Annotated in this window: 25 protein-coding genes and 1 other RNA gene; 5 read left to right on the forward strand and 21 right to left on the reverse strand. The window is 59.6% G+C overall.

Annotation, left to right across the window (positions count from 1 at the left end; genetic code table 11):
* Positions 1–4: 4 nt before the first annotated feature.
* The 14 genes from LOY43_RS23365 to rsmI form a co-directional block, all read right to left on the reverse strand.
* Complete coding sequence (locus LOY43_RS23365; protein ID WP_093430684.1) at positions 5–964, reverse strand: D-alanine--D-alanine ligase; 960 nt, start codon at positions 962–964, stop codon at positions 5–7.
* On the reverse strand, positions 961–2,421 hold the full coding sequence (murC, locus tag LOY43_RS23370; RefSeq protein WP_095050653.1) for a UDP-N-acetylmuramate--L-alanine ligase: 1,461 nt from the start codon (positions 2,419–2,421) through the stop codon (positions 961–963). The genes LOY43_RS23365 and murC overlap by 4 nt, the downstream gene beginning before the upstream one ends.
* Entirely contained in the window at positions 2,414–3,484 is a 1,071-nt protein-coding gene (gene murG / locus LOY43_RS23375) for an undecaprenyldiphospho-muramoylpentapeptide beta-N-acetylglucosaminyltransferase (RefSeq protein WP_007916994.1), read from the reverse strand. The genes murC and murG overlap by 8 nt, the downstream gene beginning before the upstream one ends.
* Positions 3,474–4,691 carry a putative lipid II flippase FtsW gene (ftsW, locus tag LOY43_RS23380; protein ID WP_016987575.1) on the reverse strand — a complete coding sequence of 406 codons (1,218 nt, stop codon included), beginning with the start codon at positions 4,689–4,691 and terminating at the stop codon, positions 3,474–3,476. Before ftsW ends, murG begins: the two co-directional genes overlap by 11 nt.
* Positions 4,688–6,034 (reverse strand): UDP-N-acetylmuramoyl-L-alanine--D-glutamate ligase, encoded by a 1,347-nt coding sequence (murD, locus tag LOY43_RS23385; RefSeq protein ID WP_258708806.1) that lies wholly within the window; start codon positions 6,032–6,034, stop codon positions 4,688–4,690. Before murD ends, ftsW begins: the two co-directional genes overlap by 4 nt.
* Positions 6,035–6,039: 5 nt before the next feature.
* On the reverse strand, positions 6,040–7,122 hold the full coding sequence (gene mraY / locus LOY43_RS23390) for a phospho-N-acetylmuramoyl-pentapeptide-transferase (protein WP_007917000.1): 1,083 nt from the start codon (positions 7,120–7,122) through the stop codon (positions 6,040–6,042).
* Positions 7,122–8,489: a UDP-N-acetylmuramoyl-tripeptide--D-alanyl-D-alanine ligase gene (gene murF / locus LOY43_RS23395; protein WP_258708807.1), complete on the reverse strand. Its 1,368-nt coding sequence runs from the start codon at positions 8,487–8,489 to the stop codon at positions 7,122–7,124. The genes mraY and murF overlap by 1 nt, the downstream gene beginning before the upstream one ends.
* Entirely contained in the window at positions 8,482–9,945 is a 1,464-nt protein-coding gene (locus LOY43_RS23400; RefSeq protein WP_095050650.1) for a UDP-N-acetylmuramoyl-L-alanyl-D-glutamate--2,6-diaminopimelate ligase, read from the reverse strand. Before LOY43_RS23400 ends, murF begins: the two co-directional genes overlap by 8 nt.
* The gene (locus LOY43_RS23405; protein WP_176471303.1) at positions 9,945–11,684 is read right to left on the reverse strand and encodes a penicillin-binding protein 2; all 1,740 of its coding nucleotides are present in this window, start codon (positions 11,682–11,684) and stop codon (positions 9,945–9,947) included. Before LOY43_RS23405 ends, LOY43_RS23400 begins: the two co-directional genes overlap by 1 nt.
* Positions 11,684–11,977 (reverse strand): cell division protein FtsL, encoded by a 294-nt coding sequence (gene ftsL / locus LOY43_RS23410; protein ID WP_007917008.1) that lies wholly within the window; start codon positions 11,975–11,977, stop codon positions 11,684–11,686. The genes LOY43_RS23405 and ftsL overlap by 1 nt, the downstream gene beginning before the upstream one ends.
* On the reverse strand, positions 11,974–12,921 hold the full coding sequence (gene rsmH / locus LOY43_RS23415; RefSeq protein ID WP_371748248.1) for a 16S rRNA (cytosine(1402)-N(4))-methyltransferase RsmH: 948 nt from the start codon (positions 12,919–12,921) through the stop codon (positions 11,974–11,976). Before rsmH ends, ftsL begins: the two co-directional genes overlap by 4 nt.
* Positions 12,918–13,373: a division/cell wall cluster transcriptional repressor MraZ gene (gene mraZ / locus LOY43_RS23420; protein WP_007917012.1), complete on the reverse strand. Its 456-nt coding sequence runs from the start codon at positions 13,371–13,373 to the stop codon at positions 12,918–12,920. The genes rsmH and mraZ overlap by 4 nt, the downstream gene beginning before the upstream one ends.
* Before the next feature lie 402 nt (positions 13,374–13,775).
* Positions 13,776–14,129: RNase P RNA component class A (gene rnpB / locus LOY43_RS23425), an RNA gene on the reverse strand.
* A 73-nt stretch (positions 14,130–14,202) separates the two neighbouring features.
* Positions 14,203–15,108, reverse strand: coding sequence for a 16S rRNA (cytidine(1402)-2'-O)-methyltransferase (rsmI, locus tag LOY43_RS23430; RefSeq protein ID WP_093430688.1), 906 nt, complete (start codon positions 15,106–15,108; stop codon positions 14,203–14,205).
* Positions 15,109–15,285: 177 nt separating this feature from the next.
* On the opposite strand from rsmI, the gene LOY43_RS23435 reads away from it, so the two are divergent.
* The 4 genes from LOY43_RS23435 (at position 15,286) to LOY43_RS23450 (ending at position 18,732) form a co-directional block, all read left to right on the forward strand.
* On the forward strand, positions 15,286–17,097 hold the full coding sequence (locus LOY43_RS23435) for a penicillin-binding protein activator (protein WP_095050648.1): 1,812 nt from the start codon (positions 15,286–15,288) through the stop codon (positions 17,095–17,097).
* A complete protein-coding gene (locus LOY43_RS23440) occupies positions 17,097–17,459 on the forward strand; it encodes a YraN family protein (RefSeq protein ID WP_095050647.1) in 363 nt (120 codons plus the stop codon). The genes LOY43_RS23435 and LOY43_RS23440 overlap by 1 nt, the downstream gene beginning before the upstream one ends.
* Positions 17,460–17,563: 104 nt before the next feature.
* Positions 17,564–18,157, forward strand: a complete 594-nt coding sequence (locus LOY43_RS23445) for a phosphoheptose isomerase (RefSeq protein WP_007917022.1) — start codon at positions 17,564–17,566, stop codon at positions 18,155–18,157.
* Positions 18,154–18,732 carry a BON domain-containing protein gene (locus LOY43_RS23450; protein ID WP_007917023.1) on the forward strand — a complete coding sequence of 193 codons (579 nt, stop codon included), beginning with the start codon at positions 18,154–18,156 and terminating at the stop codon, positions 18,730–18,732. Before LOY43_RS23445 ends, LOY43_RS23450 begins: the two co-directional genes overlap by 4 nt.
* A 51-nt stretch (positions 18,733–18,783) precedes the next feature.
* Here the strand turns inward: LOY43_RS23450 and LOY43_RS23455 are convergent, their stop codons facing one another.
* The 7 genes from LOY43_RS23455 to rplM all read right to left on the reverse strand — a co-directional run bounded on the left by LOY43_RS23455 (position 18,784) and on the right by rplM (position 23,669).
* Complete coding sequence (locus tag LOY43_RS23455; RefSeq protein ID WP_007917024.1) at positions 18,784–19,197, reverse strand: ClpXP protease specificity-enhancing factor; 414 nt, start codon at positions 19,195–19,197, stop codon at positions 18,784–18,786.
* A 16-nt stretch (positions 19,198–19,213) separates the two neighbouring features.
* Positions 19,214–19,831: a glutathione S-transferase N-terminal domain-containing protein gene (locus LOY43_RS23460; RefSeq protein WP_007917025.1), complete on the reverse strand. Its 618-nt coding sequence runs from the start codon at positions 19,829–19,831 to the stop codon at positions 19,214–19,216.
* Between the two features lie 146 nt (positions 19,832–19,977).
* Complete coding sequence (locus LOY43_RS23465; RefSeq protein ID WP_095050646.1) at positions 19,978–20,760, reverse strand: cytochrome c1; 783 nt, start codon at positions 20,758–20,760, stop codon at positions 19,978–19,980.
* Complete coding sequence (locus LOY43_RS23470; protein WP_093430693.1) at positions 20,760–21,971, reverse strand: cytochrome bc complex cytochrome b subunit; 1,212 nt, start codon at positions 21,969–21,971, stop codon at positions 20,760–20,762. Before LOY43_RS23470 ends, LOY43_RS23465 begins: the two co-directional genes overlap by 1 nt.
* Positions 21,971–22,564 (reverse strand): ubiquinol-cytochrome c reductase iron-sulfur subunit, encoded by a 594-nt coding sequence (gene petA, locus LOY43_RS23475; RefSeq protein WP_003228055.1) that lies wholly within the window; start codon positions 22,562–22,564, stop codon positions 21,971–21,973. The genes LOY43_RS23470 and petA overlap by 1 nt, the downstream gene beginning before the upstream one ends.
* 269 nt (positions 22,565–22,833) lie before the next feature.
* Positions 22,834–23,226 (reverse strand): 30S ribosomal protein S9, encoded by a 393-nt coding sequence (rpsI, locus tag LOY43_RS23480; protein WP_008080273.1) that lies wholly within the window; start codon positions 23,224–23,226, stop codon positions 22,834–22,836.
* A 14-nt stretch (positions 23,227–23,240) separates the two neighbouring features.
* Positions 23,241–23,669 carry a 50S ribosomal protein L13 gene (gene rplM, locus LOY43_RS23485; RefSeq protein ID WP_007917032.1) on the reverse strand — a complete coding sequence of 143 codons (429 nt, stop codon included), beginning with the start codon at positions 23,667–23,669 and terminating at the stop codon, positions 23,241–23,243.
* 245 nt (positions 23,670–23,914) lie between these two features.
* Here rplM and LOY43_RS23490 point away from each other — a divergent pair, with 245 nt between their 5' ends.
* A complete protein-coding gene (locus tag LOY43_RS23490; protein WP_007917033.1) occupies positions 23,915–24,955 on the forward strand; it encodes an NADP(H)-dependent aldo-keto reductase in 1,041 nt (346 codons plus the stop codon).
* The last annotated feature ends 56 nt before the right edge of the window (positions 24,956–25,011 follow it).

Raw genomic sequence — 25,011 nt, forward strand, 5'->3', positions numbered from 1 at the left:
CGTCTTAACCTCGAGCGTCTTCAACACTGGCGGCCAGAATGGCCAGAACCAGTTGCTGGAAATCCAGGCCAGCCGCACGGGCCGCCATCGGTACCAGACTGTGATCGGTCATGCCCGGTGCGGTGTTCACTTCCAGGAACCAGAACTGCCCGTCGGCGTCCTGCATCACGTCCGCCCTGCCCCAACCGGCAATACCCAGCGCCTCACAGGCCTTGGCCGTGAGATCCATGAGTTCCTGTTCCTTGGCGGCATCCAGCCCGCACGGAATGCGGTACTGGGTATCGTTGGCGATGTACTTGGCGTCGTAGTCGTAGAACGTGTGCGGTGTACCCAGGGCAATCGGAGGCAACACCTGGTCACGCAGGGTGGCGATGGTGAACTCCGGACCTTGAATCCATTGCTCAACCAAGACTTGCGAATCGTAGGTACTGGCCGCTTTCCATGCGTCGATCAACTCGGACGCAGAACTCACTTTGGCCATCCCGATACTTGAACCTTCATGCGCCGGTTTGACGATCAAAGGGAAGCCCAGTTCCGTCGCCGCCGAAATACAATCGGCTTCGCTGCACAGCACGGCGTGACGCGGCGTCGGAATCCCGAGGCTGTGCCAGACCTGCTTGGTGCGCAGTTTGTCCATCGCCAGTGCCGAAGCGAGAATGCCGCTGCCGGTGTACGGAATGCCCGCCACTTCGAGCAGGCCCTGCATGGAGCCGTCTTCACCGCCACGGCCGTGAAGAATGATGAAGGCGCGGTCGATCTTTTCGCTGAGCAGCCGTTGCAGAATGTCTTCGCCAACGTCGATGCCGAACGCGTCCACGCCAGCGCTTTGCAGCGCGTCGAGTACGGCGTTACCGGATTTCAGCGACACCTCACGCTCGGCACTCAGGCCACCGAAGAGCACGGCGACACGGCCGAAGTCTTTCGGCGCGATAGTGGAAAACAGCTTGGCGTAGGCAGCAGTCATTTCAACTTCCCCTCGACCGGCGCCGCCACGGCGCCAGCGAACAATTCACTTTTCAACAGCTTCGGCGCGAGACCGCCGATATCACCGGCGCCCTGGCACAGCAGGATGTCGCCGGCACGCAGCAGCGGCTTGACCAGCGGCGCCAGATCGACGCCACGCTCGATGTAGATCGGGTCGAGCTGACCGCGCTGACGGATGCTGTTGCACAGCTTGCGGCTGTCGGCGCCCGGGATCGGCTCTTCGCCGGCCGGATAGACTTCCATCAGCAGCAGCACGTTGGCGTCGGCCAGTACATTGACGAAATCGTCGTACAGGTCACGGGTGCGGCTATAACGGTGCGGCTGGTAAACCATCACCAGACGGCGCTCCGGCCAGCCACCGCGCACGGCTTTGATCACTGCGGCGACTTCGGTCGGGTGGTGACCGTAATCGTCGACCAGCATCACGTTGCCCCCGTCCACTGGCAGTTCGCCGTAAACCTGGAAGCGTCGACCAACGCCCTGGAAGCCCGACAGGCCCTGGACGATGGCTTCATCGCTGACGCCTTCGTCGGTGGCAATACAGATGGTTGCCAGCGAGTTGAGTACGTTGTGGTTGCCGGGCATGTTCACCGACACGTCCAGCGGCTCGCGATCCGGGCGCAGCACGGTGAAGAAGGTCTGCATGCCTTGCTGGCGAATATTGATCGCGCGCACGTCAGCGTCTTCACTGAAGCCGTAAGTCACGGTCGGACGTTTCACCAGCGGCAGGATTTCACGCACCACCGGATCGTCCAGGCACATGACCGCCAAACCGTAGAACGGCAGGTTGTGCAGGAACTCGACGAAGGTTTTCTTCAGCTTGTTGAAGTCACCGTCGTAGGTCGCCATGTGGTCGGCGTCGATGTTGGTAACCACGGCCACCAGCGGTTGCAGGTGCAGAAAACTCGCATCGCTTTCATCGGCTTCGGCGATCAGGTACCGGCTGGTGCCGAGCTGGGCATTGGTGCCCGCCGCATTCAGACGACCACCGATAACGAACGTCGGGTCCAGGCCTCCGGCCGCGAACACCGAAGCGATCAGGCTGGTGGTGGTGGTTTTGCCGTGGGTACCGGCGACGGCGATGCCGTGGCGATAGCGCATCAGCTCGGCGAGCATTTCTGCACGCGGCACCACCGGAATACGACGCTCAAGCGCGTTCGCCACTTCCGGGTTCGAGGTATTTACCGCGCTCGACACCACCAGCACATCGGCAGCAGCGGCGTTCTCGGCACGGTGGCCGATGAAAATCTGCGCGCCGAACGACTCCAGACGCTCGGTCACCGGCGAAGCTTTCAGGTCGGAACCGGACACTTGGTAGCCCAGGTTCAACAACACTTCGGCGATGCCGCACATGCCCACGCCGCCGATGCCGACGAAGTGGATGCGACGGATGCGGCGCATTTCCGGTTGTGGCATGGCTTTCTGATTCTCAACCATGTGCCACCTCCAGACAGGTATCGACCACGCTACGGGTGGCATCGGGTTTCGCCAGACGGCGGGCCGCTTGGGCCATATCTTCGAGTCGTTGCGGTTGCATCAAGACCTCTGTCAGGCGCGCGGCAAGGTCCGCGGCACCAGTCGTTCTTTGTGGCATCAGGAAGGCAGCGCCTTCACGGGCCAAATAATCGGCGTTGCGGGTCTGGTGATCGTCGATCGCGTGGGGCAAAGGCACCAGCATCGAGGGCAGACCGGCGGCAGCCAGCTCACTGATGGTCAACGCGCCTGCGCGGCACACCACCAGGTCAGCCCAGCCATAGGCCTGGGCCATGTCTTTGATGAACGGCTGCACCTGCGCTTCCACGCCGGCGGCGCGGTAGCGCTCTGCAGTCACTTCATCGTGGTTTTTGCCGGCCTGATGAAACACTTCCGGGCGCAAATCGGCAGCGACTTGGGCCAGGGCTTCAGGCAGCAATTTGTTCAACGGTTCTGCGCCCAGGCTTCCGCCAAGGATCAGCAAACGCGCTTTGCGGCCGGCCAGAGCAGGTCGCGATGTGTCGAGGAACAGCTCGCTGCGCACCGGGTTGCCGGTGGTACGGCGGGTGTCCGACAGAGTAAAGGTGTCGGGGAACGCTTCACACACCCGAGCGGCGAACGGCACCAGCAACCGATTGGCGGTGCCGGCCACGGCGTTCTGCTCGTGAACGATCACCGGCACGCCGGCCAGTTTCGCGGCGAGGCCACCCGGGCCAGTCACATAACCACCGAAGCCGACCACACACACCGGCTTCAAGCGACGAATGATTGCCCGCGCCTGCCATACCGATTTCAGCAGCATGAACGGCGCCTTGAGCAGCGACAGCTTGCCCTTGCCGCGCAGGCCGGTGGCGTTGATGCGGTGCAGTTCAAGACCTGCCGCGGGCACCAGTTCGTTTTCGATTCCGCGTGGCGTGCCGAGCCAGTGCACGGTGTAGCCGCGCGCCTGAAACTCGCGGGCACAAGCCAGCGCCGGGAACACGTGGCCGCCGGTTCCGCCGGCCATGATCAATACGTTAGCGCCCATGATTCGGCTCCTCGGCGAAGTCGCTCTCATGGAATTCCATCTCTTCACTGCCCAGGTGGGTTCGACTCTCCCACTCAATCCTCAATAACAAGCCAAGGCAGGCACAGCAGATCACCAACGAGCTGCCGCCATAACTGAGGAACGGCAAGGTCAGACCTTTGGTTGGCAGCAGGCCGACGTTCACCCCGATGTTGATCAGGAACTGACCAATCCACAGGAACGACAGGCCGTAGGCCACATAAGCGGCAAAGAACTGCTTGGCTTTCTCCGCCCACAAGCCGATGTACATGCCACGAATACACACGAACACGAACAGCGCCACGGTGCACAGCGAACCCACCGCGCCGAGTTCTTCAGCCAATACCGAGAACACGAAGTCGGTGTGCGCTTCCGGCAGGTAGAACTGCTTCTGCACGCTGTTGCCCAGGCCCACACCCAGCCATTCGCCACGACCGAACGCGATCAGCGCTTGGGACAATTGGTAGCCGGCGCCGAACTGGTCGGCCCACGGGTCAGCGAAGTTGGTCAGACGCGCCATACGATACGGCTGCATTTGAATCAGCAAGACCACCGCTCCGACCGCCAACACCACCATCAGCGAGAAACGGAACAGTCCGACCCCGCCGAGAAAGAGCATCGCCGCCGCAGCGCCCATCATCACCACGGTGGCGCCGAAGTCTGGCTCCATCAGCAGCAGGCCGGCCATCGGCAGCAGCACGATGAACGGCTTGAAGAAGCCCATCCAGCTCTCGCGCACTTCCTTCTGACGCCGCACCAGATAACCGGCGAGGTAGATCACCACGAACACTTTGGCGATCTCGGACGGCTGCACGTTGAAGAAGCTGAAACCGATCCAGCGCATCGAACCGTTCACTTCGCGACCGATGCCGGGAATGATCACCATCACCAGCAAGCCGAACGCACCGATCAGCATCAACCAGCCGAGGCGTTGCCAGGTGGCGATCGGAATCATCATGGTGACGATGCAGGCGCCCAGGCCCAGCACCACATAAATAAGGTGGCGAATCATGTAATACAGCGGACTGCCCGACTGCGCGGCTGCCACCTCAGTGGACGCCGAAGCGATCATGATCAAACCGAGACCGAGCAAAGCCAGGCAACCGGCGAGCATCGGAAAATCGAGGTCGATGCCGCGCCCGGTAATAATCGGCGACGGGTACGGCTTGATGATATTGAACAGACTCATGCCAGTTCCTCCACAGCGCGGACGAACTGGTGACCACGGTCTTCATAGTTCTTGAACATGTCGAAACTGGCGCAGGCCGGCGACAGCAGCACCACGTCACCCGGTTGGGCGGCGGCGCGGCATTGCGCGACGGCGTCAACCAGCGAGGTCGCGCGAATCAGTGGCACGGCATCACCGATGGCTTCACCGATCTTGTCGGAGTCGCGGCCCATCAGGATCACGGCACGGCAGTTGACCGCTACCGGATCACGCAGATCGTTGAATTCGGCACCCTTGCCATCGCCACCGGCGATCAGGATGACCTTGCCGTCGATATCCGCGCCCAAGCCTTCGATGGCGGCCAGAGCGGCGCCGACGTTGGTGGCTTTCGAATCGTTGTAATACGCCACGCCGTCGAGATCACGCACCCACTGGCAACGGTGTTCGAGACCGGCGAAGTTGCGCAGCGCCGAGAGCATGGCCTCGAACGGCAAGCCCACGGCATGACCGAGCGCCAGCGCCGCGAGGGCGTTGGACTGGTTGTGTGCGCCGCGAATTTTCAGCTCACGCACCGGCATCAGGTTCTGGAATTCGAAGGCCAGATACTTCTCGCCATCTTCTTCGCGGATACCGAATGCCTTGAAATCCGGTTTGGTCAGGCCGAAGGTCCAGCATGGCTGACCCTCGCCCATCAACGGACGGCTCAGCGCATCCTGGCGATTGACCACGAACTGCTTCGCGCCACGGAAGATCCGGTGCTTGGCCAGGTGGTACGCCGGCAGACCGCTGTAGCGATCCATGTGGTCTTCGCTGATGTTCAGCACGGTGGCCACTTCGGCATTGAGCTGGTCGGTGGTTTCCAGCTGGAAGCTCGACAGTTCCATGACGTACAGCTCGACGTCGTCGCTGAGCAGGTCCAGCGCCGGGGTGCCGAGGTTGCCACCGACGGCAACGCGCTTGCCGGCCGCAGCCGCCATTTCGCCGACCAGGGTGGTGACGGTGCTTTTCGCGTTGGAACCGCTGATGGCCACGATCGGCGCCCGCGCGTTACGCGCGAACAGCTCGATGTCGCCGGACAGTTTCACGCCACGGGCCGCAGCGACTTGCAGGGCCGGGGTCGCCAACGCCAGGCCGGGGCTCACGTAGAGCTCGTCGGCACGGCAGAGGAATTCGACGTCCAGCTCGCCACAACGCACTTCCACGTGCGGATAGTCACGCTTGAGCGTGGCCAGTTCCGGTGGATTTTCCCGCGTATCGGCGACGGCAAACGACGTGCCCCGGTTCGCCAGGAAGCGAACCAGGGACATGCCGCTCTTGCCGAGGCCGACAACGATGCGGAAGTGGTCAGAAGCGATCAGAGACACTCGTTCTACCTCAGCTTCAGGGTGGCAAGGCCGATCAGCACGAGAATCACGGTGATGATCCAGAAACGGACGATCACGCGCGGCTCGGGCCAGCCCTTGAGTTCAAAATGGTGGTGAATCGGTGCCATGCGGAACACACGGCGACCGGTCAGCTTAAAGGACGCAACCTGAATGACGACTGACAGGGTTTCCATCACGAACACACCGCCCATGATGAACAGGACGATTTCCTGACGGACGATCACCGCGATGGTGCCCAGTGCCGCGCCGAGTGCCAGTGCACCGACGTCGCCCATGAACACTTGCGCCGGATAGGTGTTAAACCAGAGAAAGCCGAGGCCGGCACCGATCAGCGCACCGCAGAACACGATCAGTTCACCCGCGCCCGGCACGTAAGGGATCAGCAGGTACTCAGCGAATTTCACGTTACCCGACAGGTAGCAGAAGATGCCGAGGCCACCGCCGACCATCACGGTTGGCATGATCGCCAGACCGTCGAGGCCGTCAGTCAGGTTGACTGCGTTGCTCGAACCGACGATCACGAAGTAAGTCAGCACGATGAAACCGAGGCCCAGCGGAATGCTGTAGTCCTTGAGCATCGGCAGGATCAGCGTGGTTTCCACCGGGGTGGAGGCGGTCATATAAAGGAAGATCGCCGCGCCGAGGCCGAACACCGACTGCCAGAAATACTTCCAGCGGCTCGGCAAGCCACGGGAGTTCTTCTCGATGACCTTGCGGTAATCGTCGACCCAACCGATGGCGCCGAACAGCAGAGTCACCAGCAAAACAGTCCAGACGTAGCGGTTGCTCAGGTCAGCCCAAAGCAGGGTGCTGACGCCGATCGAAGACAGAATCAGCGCGCCGCCCATGGTCGGGGTGCCCGACTTGGACAGGTGCGATTGCGGACCGTCGTTACGCACGGATTGACCGATCTGACGGTTCTGCAGGGTGCGGATCATCCACGGGCCATAGCACAGCGACAAAACCAGCGCGGTCAGCACACCGAGGATCCCGCGCAGGGTCAGGTACTGAAAGACCGCGAAGCCTTTGTAGAACTGTTGCAGATACTCCGCTAGCAGCAGCAGCATTAATGTTTCTCCAGACTGGGCCCGCACAGAGCCGCAACGATGTTTTCCATCGCTGCACTGCGCGAACCCTTGATCAAAATGGTGGTGTTTGTGTCCTGCTCGGCGTCGAGGGCCTGAATCAGTTCGGCTTGGCTGCCGAAGTGATAGGCCTGTTCACCGAAAGCGTTTACGGCGTGAACCATGTTTGGCCCAACGGCATAAAGCGCGGAAACCTTGCCCCGGGCGTACTCGCCCACGTCGCGGTGCCCCTGCTCCGCCCAATCGCCCAACTCGCCGATATCTCCGAGCACCAGGACGGTGCGGCCGGAAAAGCCGGCGAGTATATCAACGGCCGCGCACATCGAGGTGGGGTTTGCGTTGTAAGTGTCATCGATCACGCGCATACCGTTTTTCGCCAGTTGCGCGACGGTGCGACCCTTGACCGGTTGCACGGCGCCAAGCCCGGTGGCGATGCCGAACAGCGACATGCCCAAGGCGTGAGCGGCAGCGGCGGCAGCCATGGAATTGGCGACGTTATGGGTGCCGAGCAGGTTCAGTTGAACGTGCTCGACACCTTCAGGTGTGTGCAGATTGAAGGCCGGGCAACCACGGGCATCAGTGGTCAGGTCGCTGGCGTAGAAGTCAGCCTGAGTGTTGCTCAGGGCGAAGGTCAGCACTTTGCGCACGCCCGCACGGGTCTTCCAGATGCCGAAGGCTTTGTCATCGAGGTTGAGCACGGCGACGCCGTCGGCCGCCAGCCCGTCGATGATTTCGCCTTTGGCTTCGACGATTTTTTCCGGGCCGCCAAACTCACCAACGTGCGCGGTGCCGGCATTGTTGAGGATCGCCACGTGAGGCTTGGTCAAGCCAACGGTGTAAGCGATTTCGCCGAGACGCGAGGCGCCCAGTTCGATCACCGCCGAAGTGTGTTCCGGGGCCAATTCGAGCAGGGTCAGCGGCGCGCCGAGGTCGTTGTTCAGATTACCACGGGTCGCCAATACCGGACCGCGCGTGCGCAGGATGCTCGCGAGCATTTCCTTGACCGTGGTCTTGCCGCTGGAGCCAGTGATGGCAGCGACTGGCTGGGTGAATGCAGCACGGTTCAGCGCACCCAATTGGCCGAGGGCCTGACGGGTGTCTTTGACCAGCAGTTGCGGCAGCGTGCTGTCGGCAACTTCACGTTCGACCAGTGCAGCGACGGCGCCTTTGGCGGCGACATCGTTCAAGTAGTCATGACCGTCGAAACGCGGGCCGGTCAACGCAATAAACAGTTGACCCGGCTGGATCGCACGGCTGTCGATGCTGACGCCGTCGAAACTGGCATCGGCGGCGATCAAACGTGCGTCGAGCGCGTTGGTCAGTTCGCTGAGTTTGAGGGCCTTAAGCATGGGCCACCTCCCACGCGGTCAGGGCGTGATCAGCCTCGACCAGATCAGAGAAGGCATGGCGCTCGCCGTTGATTTCCTGATAGTCCTCGTGACCTTTACCGGCCAGAACAATCACGTCATCGGCCGAGGCGCCGGCAATCAGTTGTGCAATCGCCTGACCACGGCCGGCGACGAAAGTGACTTTATCCACAGCCGTGAAACCGGCGCGGATGTCATCGAAAATCACTGCCGGATCTTCAGTGCGCGGGTTGTCGTCGGTGACCAGCACCTGATCGGCCAGACGCTCGACCACTTCGGCCATCAACGGACGCTTGCCGCGATCACGGTCACCGCCGCAGCCGAACAGGCACAGCAGTTGACCTTTGACGTGCGGGCGCAGCGCGGTCAGTACTTTCTCCAGTGCATCCGGGGTGTGGGCGTAATCGACCACCACCAACGGCTGCGTGCCGCCACCCAGGCGCTGCATGCGACCGGCCGGGCCCTCGAGTTTCGGCAGTACTTTGAGAATTTCGTCGAGCGCGTAATCCAGACCGAGCAAGGCACCGACCGCTGCCAGTACGTTGCTCAGATTGAAACGACCGAGCAGGGTGCTACGCAGATGATGTTCACCCTGCGGCGTGACCAGTGTGGCGCGCACGCCGTGATCGTCGAACTGCGCTTCGCGGCAGAACAGGTAAGCGCTGCTGTCGAGCAGGCTGTAGGTGATCAAGCGCGATTCACGTTTTTCCGCGGCCAGTTGCCGGCCGAAATCGTCGTCGAGGTTGACCACGCGGCACTTCAGATCATTCCAGGCGAACAGCTTGGCCTTGGCCTCGGCGTACGCCTCCATAGTGCCGTGATAATCCAGATGATCGCGGGACAGGTTGGTCATCACCGCGACGTCGAACGCCAGCGCCGTCACGCGGCCCTGATCCAGACCGTGGGACGACACTTCCATGGCCACGGCTTTGGCGCCGGCCTTTTTCAGGTCGCCCAAGGTCGCTTGCACCGCGATCGGATTCGGCGTGGTGTGCAGACCGCTTTGCAGTGCGCCATAGAAGCCGGAACCCAAGGTCCCGACGATGCCGCAATGCTGGCCGAGCAAATCCAGCGCCTGCGCGACCAATTGGGTCACGCTGGTTTTACCATTGGTGCCGGTCACGCCAATCAGGTTCAGGTGATGACTTGGCTCACCGTAAAAACGCCCGGCGATGTCCGACAGCTGCGCTGCCAGGCCTTTGACCGGAATCAGCGGCACGTCAGTGATCGGCAGAACGGTGGCGCCTTCCACTTCATAGGCTACAGCCGCAGCGCCACGCTGCAAGGCATCGGCGATGTGCGCACGGCCATCGAATTTGCCGCCCGGCACGGCGAGGAACAAATCGCCCGCGCGCACGTTGCGGCTGTCCAGCGCCAGTTCACGGATCAACAGATCGTGGCCGGCGTGGGGGAATATCTTGTTCAGACTTAATGACATCAGCCGCGCCCTCCATTGGCTTTCAGCGGTATGACCGGGGTGGCGTTGGCCTGCTGTGTCGTCGGCAAGTTGTCCGGCGTTACGTTCATCAGGCGCAGGGTGCCGGACATCACACGGCTGAACACCGGCGCGGAAACCAGACCACCGAAGTAACCGGCCTTGCTTGGCTCATCGATCACGACAACGATGGCGTAACGCGGATCGCTCATCGGGCCGAAACCGGCGAACAGCGAGCGGTAAGAGTTTTCCGCGTAGCCTTTGGTGCCCACCGAGGTCTTGCGCGCGGTACCCGACTTGCCCGCTACGTGATACGCCGGCACCTGCGCACGGAACACGCCGCGCGGCGCTTCGATCACCTGGGTGAGCATGCCTTGCAAGGTTTTCGCCACGGCTTCCGGCAGCACTTGCGTGGTCTGCGGCGGCTTGTCGGTTTTGATCAGGGTCAACGGCGCGAGACGACCGTTGTTGGCCAGCGCCGAGAACGCGTGCACCAACTGAATCGCGGTCACGGAAATACCGTAGCCGTAGGACAGGGTCGCAGTTTCAGCCTTGCGCCAATCGCGGTAGTTCGGCAGATTACCGACACGTTCGCCCGGGAAGCCGAGGCCGGTGTCCTGGCCGAGACCGACTTTCTGCGCGAGGCGGAAAATCGTTTCACCGCCGATATCGAACGCGACCTTACTCATGCCGACGTTACTGGAATTGATCAGGATGCCGGTCAAGTCGAGCACCGGACCTTCGCTCTTGGAAACGTCCTTGATCGTGTATTTGCCGATCTGCAGGGAGCCCGGATACACCTCGACGGTGTCGCTCGGTTTCCAGCGCCCGGTTTCGATTGCAGCGGCCATCGAGATGGCTTTCATGGTCGAACCCGGTTCGAACACGTCGATCATCGCGCGGTTACGCATCATGGCCGGTTGCAGATTGCGGCGGTTGTTCGGGTTGTAGGTCGGCTGGTTGACCATGGCGAGAATCTCGCCGGTCTTGACGTCCATGATCACCAGGCTGCCGGCCTTGGCGCCGTTCTCGATGATCGCGTTGCGCAGTTCGCGGTTGGCCAGATATTGCAGACGCAGGTCAATGGACAACGCCAAGGGCTTGCCGGCCTTGGCGTTTTTGGTGACCTGAACATCCTTGATCAGCCGACCGCGCCGATCCTTGATGACTTGTCGTTTGCCCGGCACCCCGGCGAGCCATTCGTCATAAGCCAACTCGACACCTTCACGACCGTGGTCATCGATGTCGGTAAAACCGACCATGTGCGCGGTGACTTCACCGGCCGGGTAGAACCGGCGGAATTCTTCGATGCCGTAGACGCCTGGGACTTTCAGATCGAGCACAGCCTGGCCTTGCTCGGGGGTCAGCCCGCGCACCAGATAAATGAATTCTTTGTTGGCCTGGGCTTCAAGGCGCTCGGTCAGGGCTTTGGGATCCTGACCCAGCGCGGCGGCAAGTGCCGGCCACTTCTCTTTAGCGGTTTGCATTTCCTTGGCGTTGGCCCACAGCGTGGTCACGGGGGTACTTACAGCCAAAGGCTCGCCGTTACGGTCGGTGATCAGACCACGGTGAGCCGGAATCGGAATGTGACGCAGACTGCGCGCGTCGCCCTGACCTTTGAGGAAGTCACGGTCAACCACTTGCAGGTCGATGATGCGCCAGCAGATCGCCGCGACCATGATGCCGAGCAGCGCCACCATCAGGCGGAAGCGCCATGGGAACAGTGCGCCTTCGAGTTTCATCATGGCGCCACCATCTTCACGTCAGCCGCGCCAGGAATGTGCATTTTCAGTTGCTCGGTAGCCAGCACTTCGATTCGGCTGTGCGCGGTCCAGGTGCTTTGCTCAAGAATCAAACGCCCCCACTCGGCCTGCGCCTTATCACGCACGCTGAGTTCGTTATAAAGGGTGTTGAGCAACTGCCGGTTCCAGTGCGCGCTGTACGACACGGCGATGGCCGAGACGAGCACGCCGATAAACAGCAGCAGCATCAGAAAGCTGCCGCCGGGCAGTGGCTTGGCGAAAAGCTTGCTCACCGCAGCTTCTCCGCGACGCGCATGACGGCGCTACGGGAACGTGGGTTGGCTTTGAGTTCGGCGTCGGAGGCCGTCTGCGCTTTGCCATGGACTTTGATTTTCGGTTCGAACGCGACATGGCGAACCGGCAGGTTGCGCGGCAGGTTGTCGGCTTCGCCTTTCACCAGCTTGCGCATGAACAATTTGACGATGCGGTCTTCCAGCGAGTGGAAGCTGATCACCACCAGACGGCCGCCAATTTCCAGAGCATCCAGTGCGGCTTCGAGGCCGGCTTCCAGATCACCCAGTTCGTTGTTGACGTGAATGCGCAAACCCTGGAATGCACGGGTGGCCGGGTTCTTGCCCTTTTCCCATGCCGGGTTGGCGACTTTCAATACTTCGGCCAGATCGGCAGTGCGCTCGAACGGTTTGATATCGCGACGCTCGGCGACCGCGCGGGCCATGCGACCGGAGAAACGTTCTTCGCCGTATTCCTTGAACACCCGGGCGATTTCCTCAGCCGGCGCGGTGTTGACGAATTCGGCAGCGCTGATGCCGCGGGACGGATCCATGCGCATGTCCAGCGGGCCGTCGTTGAGGAAACTGAAGCCGCGCTCAGCGTCGTCGAGCTGCGGCGAAGACACGCCGAGGTCGAGCAGAATGCCGCTGACCTTGCCGGCCAGACCTTGCTCGGCAACCACCGAACCCAGTTCGGCAAAGCTGCGCTGCACAACGACAAAGCGGCCGTCTTCGGCCGCTAGCGTTTGCCCGGTGGCAATCGCTTGTGGATCTTTGTCGAACCCGATGAGCCGACCATCCGTGCCGAGCTGGCTGAGGATCAGCCGGCTGTGTCCGCCGCGCCCGAACGTGCCGTCCAGATAGCAGCCATCAGGACGTACGGCGAGAGCCTCGACGGCTTCGTCAAGCAGTACGGTGATGTGGTTAAAGCCGCTATCAATAGTCACAGGATCAAATCACGCAGTTCATCAGGCATCGCGCCCGGTTGTTGAATAGCAGCAAGGTCAGCGGCAGATACCGCGTTCCATGCATCCTCGTCCCACAATTGGAACTTGTTCAGTTGGCCTACCAGCATCGCGCGCTTATCGAGCTTGGCGTATTCGCGCAGACGCGGTGGAACCAGAAAACGACCGCTGCCATCGAGTTCGAGGTCGACGGCATTACCAATCAGCAAACGTTGCAGGCGACGGTTTTCTTCGCGAAGCGAAGGAAGCGCGCGCAACTTGGTTTCAATAATTTCCCACTCGTCGAGCGGATAGACACACAAACACGGATCAACGGCATCAATGGTCACGATCAATTGGCCAGAACTACGCGAATCGAGCTCGTCACGGTACCGGCTCGGCATGGCGAGACGGCCCTTTGCATCGAGACTGATAGCGTTAGCTCCGCGAAACACGTCTGCGTTTCTCCAATTTTTATCGTTTTGAGCTCAAAAAACCCACTTCATGCCACTTTCCGCCACTTGCGCACACTATAGGAATGCGCCCACCACACCGTCAAGGCGCGGATTAAAGGAAAACCCTTACAGAACGGAGATTTAGGAGCATAAAAGGAGGTGCAACGAGAATCTGACGGATACTTTTGACCAATAACTTGATGCAGCACTGAAAGCTGCGCTCGAAAGTTAAAGTAATTTGTTAAGAGTAAGATTTTTTCGGTATTACAAAAGCGCTTCTGCTGTTGATTGAAGCAAGGTGGGAAATGGCTATTACTGCGTTTGCCGCTGCCGGACTTTCAGAGCAGGCCTGCTGATATTACACAGCCCTGTTGCCAATGATTCAAGCAGGGAAAGAAAAAGGTGGAGAGTCGATCTGTAAGCCGGGTTCTGTCTTGAACAGTCATTCGTCTACGATGGCCATCACTGGACATCTTTAGCAACCTACCCGGTCCCAGCGCGGGCCACGCCTTGAGACCCTATTTGGTCTTGCTCCAAGTGGGGTTTACCTAGCCACGAACTGTTGCCAGACGTGCGGTGCGCTCTTACCGCACCTTTTCACCCTTACCGGCGCCGAAGCGCTTAGGCGGTTATTTTCTGTGGCACTTTCCGTAGGCTCACGCCTCCCAGGCATTACCTGGCACTTCGCCCTATGGAGCCCGGACTTTCCTCCCCCCCCTAATTTTCATAGAGGGCAGCGACTGTCCGATCGACTCTCCGCCGCGAAGGTTAACGGCAGAGCGCCCGAAGAACAAGCGCTAAAAGCCTCAAGACCGCTATGGGTGACGGCCTACACGCCTTTCTGTTTCTCCAGCGCGACCTGATACAGCACGTTTTTGCGCTCGCCCGTGATTTGTGCTGCCAACGCGGCGGCACGCTTGAGCGGCATCTCTTCGAGCAACAGATCAAGAATACGCATCGCCTCGCTGCTGACGGCATCCTCGGACTCCGGTGCCGTCCAGCCCGCCACCAGCACTACGCATTCGCCACGCTGCTGATTGCTATCGGATTCGACGAACGCGCGCAACTCTGCCAATGGCAGACCTTTGAGCGTTTCGAAGGTCTTGGTGATCTCGCGGGCGAGCAATGCCTGGCGCTCACCGCCAAACACGGCTTCCATATCCTGCAGACATTCAAGAATGCGGTGCGGGGCCTCGTAGAAAATCAACGTACGCGGCTCTTCTTTAACCGCTTCCAGTCGCGCCTTGCGTCCGACCGACTTGGCCGGCAGAAAACCTTCGAAGATGAAACGGTCAGACGGCAGACCGGCCGCCGACAGCGCAGCGATAAGGGCACAGGCGCCCGGCACTGGCACGACATTGATCCCGGCCGCGCGGGCCTGACGCACCAGGTGATACCCCGGATCGGAAATCAGCGGCGTTCCCGCATCGGAAATCAACGCGACGTTATCACCCGCCAGCAAGCGGGTAATAAAGCGGCTACCTTCATCTCGTTCATTGTGTTCATGACACGCGGCCAGCGGCGTGCCGATCCCGAAGTGCTGCATCAGGCGCGCCGAGTGACGAGTGTCTTCGGCAGCGATCAAGGCCACTTCGCGGAGGATCTTCAGGGCCCGGGCGCTGATGTCGTCCAGGTTGCCGATGGGCGTCGCCACCACATAAAGCGAGCCAGCAGCGGAATTCAGGGAACCTGGAGCAGTCAAAGCGCACACCTCGTGATCGGTAAAAGCGGCCATTGTAGCGCGACACGAGGCTTGCGACGCGCTTCGAGCCACCACGGTTTTGTCCGTGGTTATGCAGCACTGCAACATTTACTTCAGCTAAATCGTCCGATTCACGCCAGTAACATCGCGCCCCGGCCAGTGCTTGGGTACAATTCGACGCTAATTTGATCGAGTATCAGGAACACTTACATGATCGCTTGCCTGCGGCTGTTCACTGCCCTCTGCCTCGCTGCCTTGTTGGCGGCTTGCGCCAGCTCCCCTTCCTCCAGCCTTGGCGAACTTCCACGGACCCCGGATGCCAGCATCGAGCAACTGCTCGAACAGGCTAGCCAGGCGAAAACCCCGGAAAAAGCCGCCCTGCTGCGCCTGAGCGCTGCGGATCTGGCTTACCGTCAGGGTAACGCCGGACAGTCCGCGCAGATCCTTCAACAAGTGCCAATGGAGCAACTGAAGCCAGGCCAGCAGATTTTCGCCAGCACGCTGAATGCTGAACTGGCCATGACCCGCAATCAGCCGAAAGCCGCGCTGACTGCCCTGAGCCATCCAAGCCTGCAGCACTTGGGCGAGATGCCTGAAGAGCAGCAAGTGCGCACCGGCACCGTACATGCCCGCGCCCTTGAGGCCGATGGCCAGACCCTGGCCGCTGCCCGCGAGCGCGTGTTCATCGCGCCGATGCTGCAAGGCGACGCCGCGAGCAAGAACCACGAAGCGATCTGGACCCTGATCGGCTCGCTGCCAACTGATCAACTGCAACCGAACAGCACCGACGATCTCGGCGGCTGGATGGGGCTGGCCATGGCAGTGAAATCCGCTGGCACCCTGGAACAGCAGCAAGCGGCGATCGACACCTGGCGCGCGCAAAATCCAAAGCATCCGGCCGCCATCAACCTGCCGTTGCCACTGACCAAACTCAAGGAACTGGCCAGCCAGCCCCTGAGCAAGATCGCCCTGCTGCTGCCACAGGACGGCCAGTTGGCCGCTGTCGGCAAGGCACTGCGTGAAGGTTTCATGGCTGCGCACTACCAGGCTCAACAGGCCGGGCAAAAGCCGCCAGCGATCGAGTTCTACGACAGTTCCAAGCTGACTTCGATGGACGAGTTCTACCGCAAGGCTCAGGCTGACGGCGTGCAACTGGTCGTTGGCCCGCTGGAAAAACCACTGGTCAAACAGTTGAGCACTCGCCCGCAACTGCCGATCACCACCCTCGCGCTGAACTACAGCGAAGGTGATCAAGGCCCGGCGCAATTGTTCCAGTTTGGCCTGGCGGCTGAAGACGAAGCCCGCGAAGTATCGCGCCGCGCCCGTGCCGATGGCCTGCACCGCGCCGCGATCATGGTGCCGAAAGGCGAATGGGGCGACCGTGTACTGCGTGCTTTCAGCCAGGACTGGCAGGCCAACGGTGGCAGCATCGTCGCCACTGAACGGGTTGATCAGCCGGTGCAACTGGCCCAGCAGATCGCCGACATGTTCCAACTGCGTCAAAGCGAAGCCCGCGCCAAGAGCCTGCAAAATGCCGCCGGCACCAACGTAGCCGCGCAGCCTTCGCGTCGTCAGGACATCGAATTCATCTTCCTCGCCGCGACCCCGCAACAGGCGCAGCAGATCAAGCCAACCCTGAACTTCCAGTACGCTGGTGACGTTCCGGTGTACGCGACGTCGCACGTTTACAGCGCCAGTGGCGACGTCAACCAGTACAACGACATGAACGGCATTCGCTTCTGCGAAACCCCATGGCTGTTGGACACCAGCGACCCACTGCGTCAGCAAGTGGTTGCGCAGTGGCCGCAAGCCGCCGGCAGCCTCGGTCGCCTGTACGCGATGGGTGTGGATGCCTATCGCCTGGCTCCGCGCCTGGGTCAACTCAAGGCCCTGCCAGACAGCCGCATCGACGGTGAGTCGGGCAGCCTCGGCATGACCCAGACCCAACGCGTTGTGCGCCAGTTGCCCTGGGCACAGTTCGTCAGCGGCCAGGTGCAGCGCCTGCCGGACACCCCACGCTGATGCCTGACAGGTCACGCTCGCAAAGCGGCAAGGATGCCGAGCGCCAGGCGCTCGAGCATCTGCAACAACAAGGTCTGCGCCTGCTGGCGCAGAACTGGTTATGCAAACGCGGCGAGCTTGATCTGGTCATGCTTGATGGCGATACAGTAGTATTCGTTGAAGTTCGCTACAGAAAAAACACTCAATGGGGTGGCGCGCTCGCTAGCATCGATGAGCGCAAGCAGCAGAAACTGATTTTCGCTGCACAGTATTTTCTTCAGCGCGAATCGCGCTGGGCCAATTCCCCTTGCCGCTTCGACGTGGTGGCCATCGACAGCCATCCGAGTCAGCTGAACTGGTTGCAGAATGCTTTCGACAGTTGATCGCCGGCGTTGCGACCCGGACAATCCCACCGACAAATTTTGCTCTTTGCTTTGCGGGCTGCACATTCATGTGCCGGACAGCCGCGCTACTTAAGGTCACACAGATGGACATGCAATCCCGAATTCGCCAGCTTTTCCAGGCCAGTATCGACACCAAGCAACAGGCGATGGACGTACTTGCACCGCACATCGAGCAAGCCAGCCAGATCATGGTCAATGCCCTGCTCAACGAAGGCAAAATGCTTTCTTGCGGCAATGGCGGCTCGGCCGGCGATGCCCAGCATTTCTCTTCCGAGCTGCTCAACCGCTTTGAACGCGAGCGCCCGAGCCTGCCGGCCATCGCCCTGACCACCGACACCTCGACGATCACCTCGATCGCCAACGACTACAGCTACAACGAAGTGTTCTCCAAACAGATCCGCGCGCTCGGTCAGCCAGGCGATGTCCTGCTGGCGATTTCGACCAGCGGCAACTCGGCGAACATTATTCAAGCGATCCAGGCCGCACATGATCGCGAAATGATTGTCGTAGCTATGACCGGACGCGATGGTGGCGGCATGGCGTCACTGCTGCTGCCCGAGGACGTCGAGATTCGCGTACCGGCCAATGTCACTGCACGTATTCAAGAAGTCCACTTGCTGGCGATCCATTGCCTCTGCGATCTGATCGACAGCCAACTGTTCGGGAGTGAAGAATGACCCCTAATCGCCTTGGCCTTCTGGCCTTGACCCTGTGCCTCGGCATCAGTGGCTGCACCTCAGTGGTGAACGCCAGCCGTGAAGCACCGATCGACGACGACCGTGGCACGCGCACCTTCGGTAGCAAGATCGATGACTCGTTGATCGAAACCAAAGTCGGTGTGAACGTGGCCAAGGCCGACCCGGCACTGGACAACGACTCGCACATCGTCGTCACCAGTTTCAACGGTGTTGTCTTGCTGGCCGGTCAAACGCCTCGCGCAGATTTGAAAGCCAAAGCCGAGCAAGCGGCAGCCGCCGTGCAACGGGTAAAAACTGTTCATAACGAACTGCAGGTCATACCGCCGTCCGGCTTCCTGGCTCGCCAGAATGACACCTGGCTGACCTCCAAGATCAAGACGCAGATGCTCACCGACGCCAGCATTCCTGGCTCACGCATCAAGGTCGTGACCGAAAACGGCATCGTCTATCTGCTGGGCCTGCTGACCAAACAGGAAGCCACTCAGGCAACTAATCTGGTTCAGGGCGTTTCCGGCGTGCAGAAGATCGTCAAGCTGTTCGAATACATCGACTGACGCAGAACCCTATGTAATAAAAAAGGCGATCCATCTGGATCGCCTTTTTTATTACTTCACCACTTTCAGGCTTGGCCGGCCGCTAGGGCGCGGCGGTTCACTGTCCGGTGGCGGCAAGTCGTCATCCGACTCGATCTCTTCTTCGTCATCCATTGGCGACTCGAGATCGAACACCATGCCCTGACCATTCTCCCGGGCGTAGATCCCCAGGATCGCGCTGATCGGCACGTACAGACTGTGCGGGACGCCACCGAAGCGACCTTCGAAGGTCACCACGTCGTTGTCCATGTGCAGATGACGCACAGCACTCGGCGAGATGTTCAGGACAATCTGCCCGTCGCTGGCGAAACCCTGCGGCACCTGCACTGCCGGGTACTCGGAATTGACCAGCATGTGCGGGGTGCAATCATTATCAACAATCCACTCGTAGAGCGCGCGGACCAGATAAGGTCGACTGGAGTTCATAGCGGCTCCTTAAGCCTTAGCGCATATCGCGTTCGACACCAGACAGACTCGCCTGGAATGCCTCACGCGCAAACGAGCGCTCCATATAATCAAGCAGCGGCTTGGCTGGCCGCGGCAGTTCAATACCCAGAATCGGCAAACGCCAGAGTATTGGCAATAGGCAGCAATCCACCAGACTTTGTTCCTCACTGAGGAAAAACGGCTTGTCGGCAAACAGCGGCGACACGCCCGTCAGGCTTTCACGCAATTCCTTGCGCGCCACGACACGCGCAGCCTCCTTGGACTTGGGATCCAGAATAAGATCCACCAGACCACACCAGTCGCGCTGAATTCGATGAATCAGCAAACGGCTGTTGGCACGCGCCACCGGATAAACCGGCATCAACGGCGGGTGCGGGTAACGCTCATCCAGATATTCCATCACCACGGTCGACTCCCACAACGCCAGGTCACGATCGACCAGCGTCGGCAGACTGCCGTAAGGGTTTACCTCAATCAGTTTAGGCGGCTGGCGACCAGCTTCCACATAAATGATCTCGGCGCTGACACCCTTCTCTGCAAGCACAATGCGCACTCGGTGGGAATAGTGGTCGGCGGGGTCGGAGTAACAGGCCAACCGATTGGTCACGCCCATGGCGATCCTCCTCGCTTGTTGAATTTGTCGGAACCGGAAAAACGCGCGCGCCCAGAGGGCGCCTCCCGCAACACCTGGCAAACCAGACGTTGCGCTATCGGAGGCGCCCTTGGGCGCGCGCGATTAACAGCAATGCTTGAAGCGTATCAGTGCACGTCTTTCCAGTATTCACGCTTGAGCAGGTAGGCGAACACAAAGAAGAACGCCAGGTACAGCAAGACATAAGTACCGATGCGCTGATGTTGCAGCTTAACCGGGTTAGCCGAGTAAGCCAGGAAGGTTACCAGATTCTTGACCTTCTCATCGAACTGCTCTTCGTTCAGAGCACCGGATTTCGGCACGATGGTCAGTTGATCGCACGCTTCATGAGTCAGAGGCGTACCGGTCAGCGGATCATATTGCTTCTTGCCGTCTTCGACGATCTGCACCTGTTTGCAACCCACGACCTGACGACCTTGCAGGCCGACGAGCACGTTAGGCATGCCGACGTTCGGGAAAACCTTGTTGTTCACGCCCCATGGACGTGCAGGATCTTCGTAGAACGACTTCAGGTAACCGTAGAGCCAGTCGGTGCCGCGTACGCGAGCGACCAGGGTCAGATCCGGTGGTGCGGCACCAAACCAGGTCTTGGCGTCTGCCGGCTGCATGCCGATGTTCATGTGATCGCCAATCTTGGCGCCAGTGAACACCAGTTTCTCCAGCATCATTTCGTGAGGAATGCCCAAATCATCGGCCACCCGCTCGTAACGCTGGAACTTGGCACTGTGGCAACCCATGCAATAGTTCGCAAAGGTACGTGCGCCATCCTGCAGCGCAGCGTTGTCGGAAACGTCGATGTCGACCTTTTCCAGCTCCGGACCACCGTGTTCAGCGGCGAAGGACAGAACAGGCAGAGCAGCAAAAATCAGAGCAAAAAATAACTTTTTCATCAGCCAGTCACCCTTTCCGGAACCGGTTTGGTCTTCTCGAGCCTGGTGTAGAACGGCATCAGGATGAAGTACGCGAAGTACAGGAAGGTGCAGACCTGCGACAGCAACGTCAGAGACGGCGTCGGAGCTTTCACGCCAGTCCAGCCAAGCAGCACAAAGCAAACGCAGAATATGACGAGCCAGACTTTGCTCATCCAGCCTTTATAGCGCATGGATTTGACCGGACTGCGATCGAGCCACGGCAGGACAAACAGGAAAGCAATTGAAGCGCCCATGGCGATGACGCCCATGAGTTTGTCAGGGATTGCTCGCAGGATCGCGTAGAACGGCGTGAAGTACCAGACCGGCGCGATATGCTCCGGCGTCTTGAACGGGTTGGCCGGCTCGAAGTTTGGTTTTTCGAGGAAATAGCCACCCATTTCCGGGAAGAAGAACACAATAAAGCAGAAGATAAACAGGAACACAACGACACCGACAATGTCTTTCACGGTGTAGTACGGGTGGAAAGCAATGCCGTCCAGCGGGATGCCGTTTTCATCTTTGTGCTTCTTGATGTCGACGCCGTCAGGGTTGTTCGAACCGACTTCGTGCAACGCCAGAATGTGCAGCACCACCAGACCGAGAATCACGATCGGCAGAGCCACGACATGCAAGGCGAAGAAGCGGTTCAGGGTGATTCCGGAGATCAGATAGTCACCACGAATCCACTGCGTCAGGTCGTTGCCGATCACCGGAATCGCACCGAACAGCGAGATGATCACCTGGGCACCCCAGTAGGACATCTGACCCCATGGCAGCAGGTAACCCATGAACGCTTCAGCCATCAGCGCCAGATAAATCAGCATGCCGAAGACCCAGACCAGCTCGCGCGGTTTCTGGTACGAGCCGTAAAGCAGGCCGCGGAACATGTGCAGATACACCACGATGAAGAACATCGAAGCGCCGACAGCGTGCAGCAGACGCAAAATCGAGCCGTGATTGACGTCACGCATGATGCCTTCGACAGACGCAAAAGCCTCTTCTGCCGATGGCGTGTAGCTCATCGTCAGCCAGACGCCGGTGACGAGCTGGTTGACCAGCACCAGCAGCGCCAGAGAGCCGAAGAAATAGAAGAAGTTGAAGTTTTTTGGAGCGTAATACTTGCTGAGATGGTCTTCCCACATTTTGGTCGCAGGAAAGCGCGCATCAACCCAATCCATGAACTTGCTCATCACGCTTTCTCCGTATCGACGCCGATGACAATCAGGTCATCGGTCTCATAGGAATGCGGGGGAACTGGCAGGTTCAAAGGCGCAGGTTGCGACTTGTAGACGCGGCCAGCCAGATCGTAGTGGGAGCCGTGGCAAGGGCAGAAATAGCCACCGACCCAGTCTTTGCCGAGATCCGCAGGTGCCACTTCGGGACGGAAAGTTGGTGAGCAACCCAGGTGCGTACAGATCCCGATCAGCAGCAGAATTTCCGGCTTGATCGAACGCACTTCAGGGTCGACATAGGTGGGTTGCGTGGAGTTTTTGGAGGTTGGATCGGAGAGCTGGCCCTCGATCTTCTTGAGATTCCCCAGGATTTCCGCAGTACGGCGGACAATGAACACCGGCTGGCCGCGCCATTCAGCAATCATCTGCTGTCCTGGCTCGATTTTGCTGACATTCACTTTCACCGGTGCACCGGCGGCTTTCGCCTTGGCACTGGGAAACCATGACCCCACGAACGGGACCGCAGCCCCCACCGCTCCTGCAGCACCCACCACGGATGTGGCTGCTACCAAGAAGCGACGCCGGCCTGCATTCACGCCGTCATTGCTCATTCAGTCCTCTCCCATCAGCTTTTGTGGCCTGTTAAATCAGGCATCTACTAAATAAATCAATGTTACTTATAAAAATTTTGCCGAATGGTAATGAAAAGCCCCAATTCTGACAAGGGAATTACCCGGAGCTCTTACCCTCAAGCCTTGCAGTATAGGGGGTCTACGGAAGTGGCAAGTTGTCGCAGCGCAATTCTTTGATAAATCACAGGCATAAAAAAACGCCCGCTTCCGTGAGGAGGCGGGCGTTCTTTTTGAACGCGGAAGCGGAATTAACGCTTCGAGTACTGCGGACGCTTACGCGCTTTACGCAGACCAACTTTCTTACGTTCAACTTCACGGGCGTCGCGAGTAACGAAGCCAGCTTTGCGCAGAGCGCCACGCAGGGTTTCGTCGTAGTCCATCAGAGCGCGAGTGATGCCGTGGCGAATTGCGCCAGCTTGACCACTTACACCACCGCCGATCACGGTGACGTAGATGTCGAACTTCTCGACAGTCTCAGTCAGCTCCAGCGGCTGGCGAACTACCATGCGGGCAGTTTCACGGCCGAAGAAGTTTTCCAGCGAACGGTTGTTGATGGAGATGTTACCAGTACCCGGACGCAGGAAAACGCGTGCGGTTGCGGTCTTGCGACGGCCAGTGCCGTAATTTTGAGTCGCCGACATAATGTACTATTCCGTTAAAACTTCAGTTCTTGGGGCTGCTGAGCAGTATGTGGGTGTGCAGCGCCCGCATAGACTTTCAGCTTACGGTACATGTCGCGACCCAGTGGGTTTTTAGGCAGCATGCCTTTAACCGCGGTCTCGATCACGCGCTCAGGGGCTTTAGCGATCAGCTTTTCAAAGTTGATCGACTTGATGCCGCCCGGGAAACCGGAGTGGGAGTAGTACATTTTGTCAGTGGTTTTAGCACCGGTAACACGAATCTGCTCGGCGTTGATGACGACGATGTAGTCGCCGGTGTCAACGTGAGGAGTGTACTCAGGCTTGTGCTTGCCACGCAGACGGCTCGCGATTTCGGTGGCCAGACGACCCAGGGTCTGACCAGCAGCGTCGACGACAAACCAGTCGCGCTTTACTGTTTCCGGTTTAGCAGTAAAAGTTTTCATTCTTTATAGCCTCAGGGGCCGCCCTGTAAATTAGACGGCGGATCTTACTGAATAGTGCGTACTTTGACAAGTCAAAGGCAGCCGGATACAGACGCTTTCGGGGGCTCGGGTCGGCGCGTCCGTTCAACGGCAAGATTCTTCGGCGGCGGCGCATCACTTCCACTGCAGAAAGAGGTCGGCAATTATGCAGATTGCGAAAAATATTTCAACCTGCTTTTATGATTGTTTTGCCCAAGGAGCACCCGATGGACTATCGCCAGCTAGGCCGTACCGACCTGAACGTGAGTGCAATCTGCCTCGGCACCATGACCTGGGGCGAGCAAAACACTGAAGCTGAAGCCTTCGCGCAGATTGAACGGGCCAAAGAAGCCGGGATCAATTTCATCGACACCGCCGAGATGTACCCGGTGCCGCCGAAAGCCGAAACCTATGCCACCACCGAGCGCTATATCGGCAATTACTTCAAAAGTCGCGGCGACCGGGCCGACTGGATCCTCGCCAGCAAGATCGCCGGCCCCGGCAACACCATCGACTACATCCGCGACAAAAACCTGCGCCATAACCGCCAGCACATCACCGCAGCGGTGGACGCCAGCCTCGAGCGCCTGCAGACCGATTACATCGACCTGTATCAATTGCACTGGCCGGAACGCAGCACCAACTTTTTCGGACAACTGGGTTACAAGCACAAGATCGAAGCCAACCTGACCCCGCTCGAAGACACTCTCGAAGCACTCGACGAGCAAGTGAAGGCCGGCAAGATCCGCCACATCGGCCTGTCCAACGAAACCCCGTGGGGCACCATGCGTTTTCTGGCCTTGGCCGAAGCGCGTGGCTGGCCGCGCGCGGTGTCGATCCAGAACCCCTACAACCTGCTCAACCGCAGTTTTGAAGTGGGCCTGGCGGAAATCGCCATACGCGAACAGTGCGGCCTGCTCGCCTATTCGCCGCTGGCGTTTGGTTTCCTGTCAGGTAAGTACGAAGGTGGCGCTCGTCCGCCGAAAGGTCGCCTGAGCCTCTACAGTCGCTTCAGCCGCTATTTCAATGCGCAGTCGGAAGCAGCGTGCAGCCGTTATGTCGCGCTGGCCCGGGAGCACGGTCTGGACCCGGCGCAGATGGCATTGGCGTTCGTCACTCAGCAACCATTCGTCACGAGTAACATCATTGGCGCGACGACGCTTGAGCAACTGGACAGCAACATTGCCAGTTTTGATCTGAAGCTTTCCGATGAAGTGCTGGCAGGGATCGAGGCGATTCACAAGGATCACCCGAACCCAGCGCCTTGATTTACCGCTAAAAGCTTCGCGAGCAGGCTCGCTCCCACAGGTACGGTGATCCCCTG

The sequence above is a fragment of the Pseudomonas sp. B21-041 genome (assembly GCF_024748675.1).
Taxonomy (GTDB): domain Bacteria; phylum Pseudomonadota; class Gammaproteobacteria; order Pseudomonadales; family Pseudomonadaceae; genus Aquipseudomonas; species Aquipseudomonas neuropathica.